This is a genomic window from Candidatus Obscuribacterales bacterium (genome assembly GCA_036703605.1).
Taxonomy (GTDB): Bacteria; Cyanobacteriota; Cyanobacteriia; order RECH01; family RECH01; genus RECH01.
The window spans coordinates 1-12,481 of sequence record DATNRH010000778.1; the positions used below are offsets into that span (position 1 = coordinate 1).

Annotated in this window: 10 protein-coding genes; 6 read left to right on the plus strand and 4 right to left on the minus strand. The window is 53.2% G+C overall.

Features of this window, described 5'->3' with window-relative positions:
• On the minus strand, positions 1-1,099 hold a 1,099-nt coding region (locus V6D20_16080; protein ID HEY9817299.1), incomplete at its 3' end, for a zinc-ribbon domain-containing protein.
• A gap of 739 nt (positions 1,100-1,838) precedes the next feature.
• On the opposite strand from V6D20_16080, the gene V6D20_16085 reads away from it, so the two are divergent.
• The 3 genes from V6D20_16085 (at position 1,839) to V6D20_16095 (ending at position 5,105) form a co-directional block, all read left to right on the plus strand.
• Positions 1,839-2,267, plus strand: coding sequence for a YggT family protein (locus V6D20_16085; GenBank protein HEY9817300.1), 429 nt, complete (start codon positions 1,839-1,841; stop codon positions 2,265-2,267).
• A 55-nt stretch (positions 2,268-2,322) separates the two neighbouring features.
• Positions 2,323-3,597 carry a methylglyoxal synthase gene (mgsA, locus tag V6D20_16090; GenBank protein ID HEY9817301.1) on the plus strand — a complete coding sequence of 425 codons (1,275 nt, stop codon included), beginning with the start codon at positions 2,323-2,325 and terminating at the stop codon, positions 3,595-3,597.
• 107 nt (positions 3,598-3,704) lie between these two features.
• A complete protein-coding gene (locus V6D20_16095) occupies positions 3,705-5,105 on the plus strand; it encodes an amidase (protein HEY9817302.1) in 1,401 nt (466 codons plus the stop codon).
• On the opposite strand, the gene V6D20_16100 is transcribed toward V6D20_16095, so the two are convergent.
• Positions 5,100-5,741, minus strand: a complete 642-nt coding sequence (locus V6D20_16100; GenBank protein ID HEY9817303.1) for an exopolysaccharide biosynthesis protein — start codon at positions 5,739-5,741, stop codon at positions 5,100-5,102. The genes V6D20_16095 and V6D20_16100 overlap by 6 nt on opposite strands.
• 39 nt (positions 5,742-5,780) lie before the next feature.
• Here V6D20_16100 and V6D20_16105 point away from each other — a divergent pair, with 39 nt between their 5' ends.
• Complete coding sequence (locus V6D20_16105) at positions 5,781-5,966, plus strand: hypothetical protein (GenBank protein ID HEY9817304.1); 186 nt, start codon at positions 5,781-5,783, stop codon at positions 5,964-5,966.
• Positions 5,967-6,011: 45 nt separating this feature from the next.
• Here the strand turns inward: V6D20_16105 and ahcY are convergent, their stop codons facing one another.
• Positions 6,012-7,286, minus strand: a complete 1,275-nt coding sequence (gene ahcY, locus V6D20_16110) for an adenosylhomocysteinase (protein HEY9817305.1) — start codon at positions 7,284-7,286, stop codon at positions 6,012-6,014.
• A gap of 696 nt (positions 7,287-7,982) precedes the next feature.
• On the opposite strand from ahcY, the gene V6D20_16115 reads away from it, so the two are divergent.
• Positions 7,983-8,939, plus strand: a complete 957-nt coding sequence (locus V6D20_16115) for an RNA polymerase sigma factor, RpoD/SigA family (protein ID HEY9817306.1) — start codon at positions 7,983-7,985, stop codon at positions 8,937-8,939.
• A 1,070-nt stretch (positions 8,940-10,009) separates the two neighbouring features.
• A complete protein-coding gene (locus V6D20_16120) occupies positions 10,010-10,774 on the plus strand; it encodes a hypothetical protein (protein ID HEY9817307.1) in 765 nt (254 codons plus the stop codon).
• A gap of 669 nt (positions 10,775-11,443) precedes the next feature.
• On the opposite strand, the gene psbD is transcribed toward V6D20_16120, so the two are convergent.
• On the minus strand, positions 11,444-12,481 hold a 1,038-nt coding region (gene psbD, locus V6D20_16125; GenBank protein HEY9817308.1), incomplete at its 5' end, for a photosystem II D2 protein (photosystem q(a) protein).

Genomic DNA, 12,481 nt, shown 5'->3' on the forward strand with positions numbered 1-12,481 from the left:
CTGTCATAGGAGGTTCGGAGGGAGGTTGGTCAGCGGATATCTGGGCAGGACGATCAACCGTCAGCGGAACGTCAAGGCCAAAGAGCGGTTCCTGCAACTCTTGGGCGATCGCCTCTAGGCGTTCTTGGAGTTCCAGCAACGTTTCGAGATCACCCAGCTCTAAGTCAGCACAGAGTTTAGACAATGCACCCAGTTGTGTGCGCTGAGACTGTTGAAAAAGGTTCTGCCACAGCGAGCCTAGGTCTTTTAGACTCGGAGCATGGCCTGGATAGTCAGCATGTAGTCGTTGCAGACACAATACCTGACCCTCATCAATATGTAGGTTATTAGGCTCTAGCACACTGGCACTATAACCACACGCTTCTAAAACTTCCCACAGCTTGGTCATGTCATATAGCCACGTCAGCACCTGAAACGGCGCAACGTCTTCATTCTTCATGCAGTGAAGCAAGGTGGGAAAGGTTGAACGGTCTTCTAAGACCACCACACTCATCGATCGTTCTGCATAGTCTTGCACCCAGGCATCATGCAGCTGCGGCATAGCTGGATACAGCTCATCTTGCAAGTCTAGATAGGCCCCCGCCGTTTTGGGAACTTGGCTAATATCTGGGGGCACACAGCCACTGTTGAGACCTAAGGAAACCTCACGCTCAGATGGGCTGGCAATAGACTCAGACATGCCCACGGGCAAGCCAGCAATCGATTGATCTAACTGCTCTAGGTAGGAGGGCTGATTGGCACGGCGATCAATCACCCGCACGTTAATTTCTAGGGTAGACGCCACCGCTGCGGATAGATCAGGGAGTGGCTCTAATAGCTGATAGCGATCGCCTGGGTCTAGGTATTCACCTACCTCTCGCCCCACCGCCGCCGGCATTGGCTGCGTCACGGAGCTTTGGGTCATCACCAAGGGCTTGGGAGGCGCTGTCAAACACAAAACTGCTAGCCACTGCTCTAAAGCTGGAGAAACATCTGATAGAGCAACGTCGGCCGTAGATTTTTCCAGATCCAGCGCCAAGCCATCCAGCGGAGCACCACACTTTTGACAAAACTTGTGATTGTCAGGGTTTTCAAACTGGCACTGAGAGCAGACAAGCATTGTGAGACTCCTTCAAGTTTCGCCAAGCATTCTGGAGACGGGATCGTAATCGTGGCCAAGCGACGTAACCCAATATTACCGAGTTTTCTCCATTCCAACCTAAATCTACGTGAGTTCAACGGAGATGATCCTGCGCCCGTAAAACGAGTCTTAATGAAGACGGTAGATACCTCACTGAAGTATGGCTGAAGCATCTTTGAACCGTCAGGTTATTGGCATGGTCTAGACAGTGGGCATCTAGCTAGGTTTCGGCAGGCTCAGCCCGAACAATTCTGTCTCAGCTTCAACGGTAGCCTATCCGTTCGTCCTGAACTGCTTGCGGGCCCTGGGTGCGACAAGCCCAAACCGTAACGTCATCGAACCCGCGTTAAGCCTGGTTATGGGACTCATAACCTAGAATCTAGTATGACTTGCCACCAGAATAGTGACTTACATTTTTTCTAGGGTACCCATTATCTCCAGGAATCTACCAGGGTGCAATGCAACCCCCAACAGACTGATTGCCCAACCCGACCCCTGCCATACCTTAATCCATTGCGATCGCCCTCATAGCCCTCAACGCCATGAAGAGATTTGACTCACCGCCCCTAAGCAACAGTTCAACCTTTACCCTAGGAGGGTTAGGGTCACAGATTGGCGCGTGGGCAGGGTTGCAAGATTAAGACATGGCTCTAACCGTGAGGACCCACCCCTATCCCTCCGCCATCGCGATCCTCAATGCCCTTTCTAGCCATAAACCATGAATGATCAACAACCCCCACGTCCACCCCATGACGATCGCACCTCCCATCCCCAAAACACGCCGCTACCTAGCGAACGTCAGCGGCTGCAAACCGTCCAACATCGCTGGGATACGGTTCATCAAGACTTGGTGACCACTCGGATTGTGCGCGGTATCTATTATTTAGGCGGTGCCTTAGAACTTTTGCTGGCGCTGCGTTTTCTCCTGCAATTCTCAGGAGCCAATCGTGACAACCTGTTTGCCCGATTTATTTACAACCTCTCAGGCCCCTTTGCTGCACCGTTTGATGGACTTTTTAGTCCGCCAACCTTTGGAGGAGGCGCTAATATTTTTGATACCAACCTACTCGTTGCCATGGTGAGCTATTCCATCTTGGTGCTGCTGGCCATTCGACTCATTTGGGTCTTTCGGGTAGAGCGACGGTAATCTAGGTCTCGCCTTCTCAACTCATGCCATTCCTATCTATTGTTCAGGTGTTTCTATGACCAGCAAGATTGCGTTGATTGCCCATGACCATAAAAAAGATGACATGGTCAACTTTGTGCGCACCCATCGCACTTGCTTTGCCCGGTACAACCTAATTGCTACCGGCACCACCGGACAACGCATTCAAGAAGGCACCCATCTAAAGGTTGAGCAGATGCTGTCGGGGCCCTTGGGCGGGGATGCACAAATTGCAGCCCAGGTGGCCACCAAAGATGTGGTTGCGGTCATTTTCCTCATTGATCCTCTCTATGCCCAGCCCCATGAACCGGACATCCAGGCCCTGCTACGCATCTGCAACGTCCACAACGTTCCCCTAGCCACCAATCTAGCGACGGCGGAGGCGATCGCTCTCAGCCTAAAGCAAACGCTCCATGCCCACCTGATTTATAATCCCGTCTCGGGTACGGGGGATAGTGAAGCCGATCTCGCTCTGATTCGCGAACTGCTGGGGGCAGGCTTTCACCTAACCGTTCACACCACCACAGCGGAGATTGACGGCAAGGTTCTAGCAGAGAAAGCGATCGCTCAATCGGCAGACTTAATTATTGCCTCTGGCGGTGATGGCACGGTCTCAGCTGTATCTGGCGTCGTCATGGGTACTGATATTCCCCTTGGCATCATCCCCCGAGGTACGGCCAATGCCTTTGCTTCGGCGCTAGGGATTCCCACGACTATGAATTCTATTCGCGGATCCTGTGAGGTAATTCTGGCAGGACACACGCGATCGCTGGATGGGGCCCGCTGTAATGGTCATCCCATGATCCTCTTGGCTGGCATTGGCTATGAAGCCGAAGCGATTGACCGGGCAGATCGGGAAGCCAAGAAGCGTTGGGGTGCTTTGGCCTACCTGGCGGCGGGCTGGCAGCAGTTGGATGAGCAAGAACTCTTTGATGCCGAGCTAGAAATTGATGGAAAAACCCATCAGTTTGAGGCCGGAGCCATTACCGTTGCCAATGCGGCTCCACCAACTTCTGTCTTAGCCCAGGGCGTGGGAGAAGTGATCTGTGACGATGGCCTGCTGGACGTGACCATTGCCACAGCGGAGACCAAGATCCAGGCGATCGCTGCCATGGTGAACATGCTGGGATCGGCCTTGATCAAAATTCCCAGCAATCATCCCAAGGTGGTTCATCTGCGGGCCAAGCAATTGAAGGTGACCACCCATCCGCCTCAAAAGGTCGTGCTAGACGGCGAAATTATTGGTCAAACCCCCCTCACCTTTGAATGTATACCAGATGGTCTCACCGTCTTTGTGCCTAGCAATCAATAGCATCCCTGTCCAGCTCTCTCAGACAACGATGGCGAGCGTCCACAGGGCAGGCTAGTGAGGGCGATCGCCTGCTATGGTGAAATCCAAGACCGTTCACCCCAGCACCCATGAACTCGACCGATCTGGCATTCCTCTCCGCCGTGGAACAAGCCCAACTCATTCGCGATCGCACCCTATCGCCTCAGGAGTTGGTTCAGGTCTATCTCGACCGCATTGACCGACTCAATCCCGATCTCGGCAGCTATTTCACCGTCATCGCCGACCAAGCTCAGCAGGAGGCGATCGCCAAAACTGAGCAGCTCATGCACACTGATGTCGCTGACCTGCCTGCTTTTTTTGGCGTGGCGATCGCCATCAAAGATTTGAATGCCGTTCAGGGCGTGCCCTTCACCTGCGGCAACCCCGCTCTGAAAAACCAGATTGCTCCCTACGACGACGGTGTAGTCACCCGTCTCAGGCAAGCCGGCTTCACCATTCTCGGCAAAACCGCCACCTCCGAGCTAGGTTCCATGCCCTTCACGGAACCCCATGGCTTTCCCCCCGCCCGCAATCCTTGGCATCTCAACCATACTCCCGGAGGCAGCAGTGGCGGATCAGCAGCGGCCGTAGCCGCCGGACTCACCAGCATCGCCCAAGGCTCCGACGGTGGCGGCTCCATCCGCGGCCCGGCCTCTTGCTGTGGTTTAGTCGGGCTGAAACCGTCACGGGGTCGCATATCCATGGCTCCCCTAGGGGATTGCCTCAGCGGTTTGGCCACCAGCGGCCCCCTCGGACACACCGTGGCCGATGTGGCCGCGCTGCTGGATGTCATGGCCGGGTATGTGGTGGGCGATCCTTACTGGTTGCCCGATCCTCCTGTACCCTTCCGACAGATCACTGCTCCCTCTACGCCTCAACGCATTGCCGTTGTGAATGCGATCGCCCCCATTGGCAAACCCCATCCCGATTGCAGCGCCGCCGTACAGCATATAGCCCAAGCCCTAGAATCCCTCGGGCACCAGTTAGAACCCCTTGATCTGGATTGCGCTGCCCTCGTAGACCCCTTCCAGGTCGTCTGGCGCGGCGGCGTGAAGGCCACCCGTATTCCCGTGGAAGCCTTGGAACCAGTGAACCAGTGGCTGTTCAAGCAACCCGACTCCAGCGGCGACTACCAAAACGCGGTGTGGGCTATGCAGATTGCCGCCCGACAGTTAGTTGCCCAACTCGCAGATTTCGACGCGATTCTCATGCCCACCCTCATGGCTCCACCCATTGCCCTGGGCGATTGGGCAGATCTGCCACCCGCAACTGTGATGGAGCAGGTGATTCAATGGGTGGCCCCCTGCCCAATCGCCAATGCCACCGGTCTACCAGCGATCGCCCTCCCAGCCCTTCACAATGCCGCAGGGCTACCCATCGGTGTGCAGTTGATGGGCCGCCCCGCCGATGAAGCCACGTTGCTTGCCCTTGCCAGCCAACTAGAAGCTAGCGGTGCTTGGGACACCCGCCGGCCCGCGATCGCCCTATGAGCCAGCAGCAGCCCCGCCAGTTATCCAATACTTGATGAAATCAATAGCTCCCCGCACCGCTGCGTAGCCAAAAATCAAGATCGAACTGGTCAACATTAAGCCCATGGCACAGAGCACAAGACCGCCTAGACTAATGGCTCCATCGTCATCCAGCAAGCCAAAACCCGTCACAAAAATCCCCATGGCCGGCAGGGTATTGGTCAGCGGAATGGGAATCATCATTGAAATGGCCATCAGGGCGATCGCTCCGCCAATGACCACCCGCCCCGGCAGACTGGTGCAAATATAGGTGTAGCGCGGGCGAGATACCGCCTCAATTTTTTGCAGCCAGGGTAATCCTGCCTTGAGAACCCCCTGAACGGTTTTGAGGGCAATAGTTTGCTTGAGAACGCGATCGGGGAGCCAAGGGCGCTGCCGGCCAGCCACCAACTGCAGCGCCAGAATGAGAATAACCACACCAAACGGCACCGAGTAACCCGGAGCAGGCACCGGCAAGGCGGACGGCAACGACAACAGCACAAACAAAAATCCAAAAATCCGTTCGCCTGCAATATCCAGAATGCTGACCAGCGTCACCTGTTCAGGACGCGCTTCATCAAAGAAAAATCGATTCAACTCTGCCGACAGTCTGGCCATACCGGTTCCTTTGTTCAGGGAGCATCCCTGTATCTAAACGTGCTCAGTCCAGTATGGGCCAAATTTTTGCCCCTGTCGCTAGGTAAAGGAATATGGGTCTACAGCAAACGCGATCGCCCCCGAGAGAGCGATCGCGTCTTGATTGATTCAGTTGTACCTAGGTCGGGACGCGGCTATAACGCTACCCGCACAACCTGGTTGATCTTGCCCCCATCTGCCCCGTAGACCGATGGGGAAAGTATCTGATCAAGCTAGCCTAAACCAGCGGTATCAGGTACCCATCGTCCAGGAGTTGGTGTATTCAACTTGCTCTGGCGTTAGAGTATCCAAGGCAATGCCCATCGCTTGCAGCTTCAGACGAGCAATCTCCTGATCCAGCTCTGTGGGAATCGAGTGCAGACCGGGCTCTAGAACGCCGCGATTCTTCACCAGGTATTCGCAGGCCAGAGCTTGGTTAGCAAAGCTCATATCCATCACCGCACTGGGGTGACCTTCCGCCGCCGCTAGGTTCACCAAGCGACCTTCGCCCAGCACCACCACTGATTTACCGGTTTTCAGACGATATTCTTCCGTGAAGTTACGAACCTGCTTCACCTCAGACGCCATGTCCCGCAGAGATTTTAGGTCTAGCTCAATATCAAAGTGACCGGAGTTGCAAACCATCGCTCCGTCTTTCATCACTTCGAAATGCTCCGCCCGAATGACATGCTTATTACCCGTGACGGTAATAAAGATATCGCCCTGGGAAGCAGCCAACGCCATGGGCATGACGCGGAAACCATCCATGGTGGCCTCGATCGCCCGTACGGGATCTATTTCTGTAACGATCACATTGGCACCCATGCCCCGGGCCCGCAGCGCCGTACCCTTGCCACACCAGCCATAGCCAGCAACTACAATAGTCTTACCAGCTAGCAGCACATTGGTAGCGCGGATGATGCCATCTAGAGTGGACTGACCGGTACCGTAGCGGTTGTCGAAGAAATGCTTGGTATCGGCATCATTCACATTCATCGCCGGGAAGGTGAGCACCCCGTCGTTGAACATGGCCCGGAGACGCACAATGCCGGTGGTCGTTTCTTCCGTGGTACCAATCAAGTCTGCCAGTTGGTGCTGACGCTCTTGAACCAAGGTTGCCACCACATCGCTACCGTCATCAATAATAATGTTCGGCTTGTGATCGAGGGCAATTTGCACATGGCGGTGATAGGTGGCGTTATCTTCTCCGCGCTGGGCATAGACCGAAATGCCGTGATGCACAACCAAGCTCGCCGCTACGTCATCTTGGGTTGAAAGAGGGTTGCTGGCAATCAGAAGCGCATCAGCTCCCGCTGCTTTGAGGGCGATCGCTAGATGAGCGGTCTCAGTGGTGACATGGCAGCAAGCCACCAAACGAATGCCTGCTAGCGGCGTTTCTTGGGCAAAGCGATCTTGAATCTGGCTCAACACCGGCATTTCGCGGCCGGCCCAGTCAATCCGCTGTTTGCCCTGATCTGCCAAGGACAAGTCTTTAACGTCGTGCTTAACGTGTGTGGTTGTAGTCATGAATTCTCTGAATGCCAATAGGAATGATTGATCACCGTTACTCGCTTATACAGCTTAACCGAGCTAGCCCCGTCCAAGAGCGATCGCCCCTGCAAACTCCTGCACACTCTCTCAACGGTCAGGAACAACGCTGATCACGATCTCTTAACAAACTTAAAGAACATTAAGGAAATGAGTCAAACTCCAATTCTCAGTCTAAAGAACTTCGATGGGTTTTGTTCTCTAGACTGCAATTCAAACCCTCTGAGATCGCTACGGTGTCTATAAATCGATTGTTGAAACTTCCTTAAATTACTCCCTTGGGGGGGTGTACATCAAGCTTTCATAAATGTTACATTATTTAATATTGGAGCCGTGATAGTTCACTCACAAGCTTCAGGTTAGGGATTTTTCAGCACTTCATTGGTTCATTCACATAAGCCCTGCCCGCTGTTCCACATTTAAGGTTGTCTACCCAGCATCGAGTTTGCATCCTGCTCACAGCTCAGCGTTACACCAACCTATCTAGCGGGTTCAAACCATTCACCCTTGCGCTGTTGGCACGTGCCGCGCTCTACGATACCTCGGCCGGCTCATACGTTCCCCTAGCGCCATTCTCAATCCGATCAGGCAACGTCTCTAGCTAGGATGCTGCCTACGGTTCGAGTTTACAGTTTCGTTCTGCCACCGTTCTATCGCCCTACTTGTTTGATCATCATGAGAACTGCAAAAGCATCCACAGACTCAGTTCGCAACTACCTCAAGGAAATTGGACGCATCCCTCTACTCACCCACGAAGAGGAAATTGTCTTGGGTAAGCAGGTACAGCGCCTGATTGCCTTAGAAAAGGTGAACCATGACCTCACTGAGCAACTGGGACGAGAGCCTTCTCTGGACGAGTGGGCTGCCGCCTCTGAGCTATCGGTTACCGAGCTAGAAGGGGCGATCGCCCGAGGAGACCTGGCCAAACGCAAGATGGTGGAAGCCAATCTGCGTCTGGTTGTGTCTGTCGCCAAGAAATATATCAAGCGCAATGTCGATTTGCTCGACCTCATTCAAGAAGGCACCATTGGGATGCAGCGGGGCGTCGAGAAATTTGACCCCACCAAGGGCTATCGCTTCTCAACCTATGCCTACTGGTGGATTCGTCAGGCGATTACCCGAGCGATCGCTGAAAAGGGACGCACGATCCGTCTACCGATTCACATCACCGAGAAGCTAAACAAGCTGAAGAAAGCTCAGCGCCAGCTCACCCAACGCTATGGACGGGCCGCTACCGTGGGAGAACTGGCTGAGGAACTTGAACTCACGCCCAAGCAAGTTCGCGACTATCTAGAAAAGTCGCGGGTACCGCTGTCGTTGGATCTACGGGTAGGCGATAACCAAGACACCGAACTGGGCGACCTGCTAGAAGATACGGGCCCCTCTCCCGAAGACTTTGCTGTGAACTCAGCCCTGCGCGGTCAGCTATCGGAACTGATGACCAACCTCAATCCGCAGCAACAGTTGGTGTTGTCATTACGCTTTGGTCTGGAAGATGGCCAGACTCTCACCCTAGCTAAAATTGGCGATCGCCTCAACATCAGCCGCGAACGCGTACGGCAGATTGAGCGAGAAGCGTTAACAAAGTTACGCAAATGCAAGGGACAAATGCGAGAATACTTAGCAAGTTAGGTTGAGTGATTCTAAATTTCATCTTGTTTGAGCAGCACTCGCCCGCCAGCATTGTCTAGGCGGGCAGTTTTTTTGCCTAGTCCAACGGGAGGTCCAACCTGATTGCCGGACAAAACTCCTGCGATCTTGATTCTCTCCTAGGTTGGGCTAGCGTCAGCGTAACCCAACAGAATCTAAGCTGGTGCTGGGCTTAACGCTGATCAACCTAGCCTAGGCAAAAAGATTTGTCCGTCAACCAGGGCTCTAGCAAAGGGGGGTGCGGTAAGGGTTTAGCCATGGTTTCAGTCACCTGGCATTAATGCTGTGTTCGTCAATGAACGTTAAGCCTATAGAGCCTTTCAAACTATTCTTAATACCTGTAAGAGTCCCTGGTCACACCAGGTAAACTTTGTTGAAAAACACTAGACTCTCTTAGTAGGAATGCTATTCTTAAGTTGAAGCCAATAAGGCTTCCCTGGCAGATTTCACAGCCACGTTGATGTTCACTTAGAAAAGAGGTAAAAGAGCTGTTTCACGAAAATCTGTCTCGCTCAAACGCAACGGCATCCAGACAAAACACTGATATTTCCTAAGTTTAAACTAGGGAGTTAAGCATTTAGCTACGTTGTTTAGGGGTTAGTTTAAGCGCCTAAATGCACTCCACAAAATCTCAGAGTAAATTAGGAAATCTCTCAGTTGTTTAACCCCTGGGTGTCGTTGTTGTATTCAAACTTCATCGTATCGTTCTATTCTAGTTCCGCCTTCTATTATTAAAAGTTAGCTATCATTGAATGCTCCTGGTATTGCTCTCCTGGGGCGTTGTTTTTTTCAGAGCGATCGCTCCCCAACTATCGCTTCATGACCTAGATATGCGATCGCCTGTTCTAATCTGCGATTTCTGATCTACGATAATCAAACTAAAGCATTGCATCCCACCGTCGGAACCCGTCTTCAGATCCGACACAGTTGACCCACCCTAGGCATCGGCAACCTCTTTCGTTGAACTGCCGCAAGCGATCGCCTGCGTCGCGTTCAGCGCTATAGAGTCATGGATACACCACCTCCTACCCCGCAAAGACAGGACTTTTCCCATGGCAATCATTGCGCTAAAGGCATGGTACATCTCTGAATATGAGCCGATCCATCAGCTAGAGCAACGTCCCCACGATTTACGGCTCAGCAAAAATAGTTTGCTTAAGTCGGCCCTGCGTGCCGATTTTTTAGACGATAGCGATCGCGTCAAAGACTCCGTCTGGTTTCGGCGCTACCTCGAAGGTGAGCTGGTGGAGTTCTATATCGAAGGCAGTGGCGGCTATGCCATTTCCAATATTGATTTGATTAGCCATGAGATTTATTTCACCAAGCGTGACACCATGGCTCATCTAGAACCCACGCTCTTTTTCTGCTACCAAACCGACTATTCGCCCTCTAGCGACCTGATTCGCGAAGCCTTGCAGCAATGGCTGGAGGCGTTTAATCGGCGATCGCGCCTGCCGTTGACCTTAGAGGAATCCCATCGCTCCATGGATGGCCCCGTGCGGCTGAGCAGTAAACTGATGCGGAAAATTCGTCAAAGCTTGCTGTTTATTGCCGACGGTACGCCTATCTTGCAACTGGATGGAACGCCGCCCAGGATGCTGCCGAGTCCCACGGTTTGTGTCGAGGTGGGCTATGCGCTGCACTGCAAGCGTCGAGAACAGGTTTTGCTGCTACAGCAAGAGCGATCGGACGTGAGCGGACAATTTCCGTTTGACGTGCCTAGCGGCGATCGCCTGCTATTTAACAGTGCAAAAGACTTAAAACAGGCCCTGGCTGCCCAACTCGCCGAGCATCTGAGTCCCTTTAACTTGGTTTGAGATAACGCCCTAAAAAAACTATCCGCTCTCACCAGGAATACCAAACGGAGCGTGATGCCCAAGGGTATCAAGGGTGAGAGCGGTCTAGCGGGTCAACAGGTTGAAACTTGACTGCCGGGAGGAACCCATAGGTTTACCCAGACTTCTCAAGTGCATTGCATCCGAAAGAATCGAGATACAACCTTAGAGAACAGCCCCGGCGCGCAGCCAGCTTCCATCAACCTGGAGACCCATGGATTTACTACTATCTGTCATGGGCATCACCTCCTGGATTACTAATGAGTTCATGTCAAAACACCTAAGTTTTGAAGAGCCGTAGCTCTATGACTGTAAACTAACACATTTGTCTTAGGTTTTGGATTCATAGGATACAAATTCTCCAAGGATCAACGCCTAGGAGGCTGATTGACAAACAAAACTCCTGCAACCCTGATTCTCTCCTAGCTTGGGTTAGCGTCAGCGTCATCCAACGGAATCTAAGCTGACACTGGGTTTCACGCTCAACTCAGCCAAAAATTTGCCAACCCGTCTAGGGAGCGATCGCTCCTCTAAATCCGCTGCCCAGAGCATCGATCTCGGGCTGTGAATAGCCACAAAAAACTGCCCCTAGGAAAACCTAGAGGCAGTTCAATTCCATCAGTCTAGATAGAGTTGAGAGTGAGCGAAACCTTAGAGTGCGTTACCGCGAGGTAGCACTTCTTCAGGGAACACAAACTTCTCGTGGGGCTGATCCTGAGGTGCCATCCATGCTCGGATGCCCTCGTTCAGCAGAATGTTCTTCGTGTAGAACGTTTCAAATTCTGGGTCTTCCGCCGCACGAATCTCCTGCGACGTGAAGTCATAGGCCCGTAGGTTCAAGCCTAGACCGATGATGCCAACTGAGCTCATCCACAGACCCGTCACTGGCACAAACAGCATGAAGAAGTGCAGCCAGCGCTTGTTGGAAAAGGCAATACCGAAAATCTGTGACCAGAATCGGTTCGCTGTCACCATCGAGTAGGTCTCTTCCGCTTGGGTCGGGTTGAATGCGCGGAAGGTGTTGGCTTTGTCGCCATCTTCAAACAGCGTATTCTCCACCGTCGCACCGTGAATCGCACAGAGCAATGCTCCACCCAAAATGCCAGCCACGCCCATCATGTGGAACGGGTTCAGCGTCCAGTTATGGAACCCTTGCAGGAATAGCAGGAACCGGAAGATCGCCGCTACGCCGAAGCTCGGGGCAAAGAACCAGCTCGACTGTCCCAACGGGTACATCAAAAATACCGACACAAACACCGCAATCGGTCCACTGAAGGCGATCGCGTTGTAGGGACGGATGCCCACTAGGCGGGAAATCTCAAACTGGCGCAGCATGAACCCAATCAAGCCAAAGGCTCCATGCAATGCCACAAAGCTCCACAAGCCGCCGATTTGGCACCAGCGAACGAAGTCGCCTTGGGCTTCTGGACCCCACAAAAACAGGATGGAGTGTCCCATGCTGTCGGCTGGGGTGGATACTGCCACGGTCAAAAAGTTGCACCCTTCTAGGTAGGAGCTTGCCAACCCGTGGGTGTACCAAGAGGTCACAAAGGTGGTGCCGGTTAGCCAGCCGCCCACCGCCATGTAGGCGCAGGGGAATAGCAGCAAACCAGACCATCCGATGAAGACAAATCTATCGCGCTTCAGCCAGTCGTCAAGGACGTCGAACCATCCTCGCTGGGCTTGCGC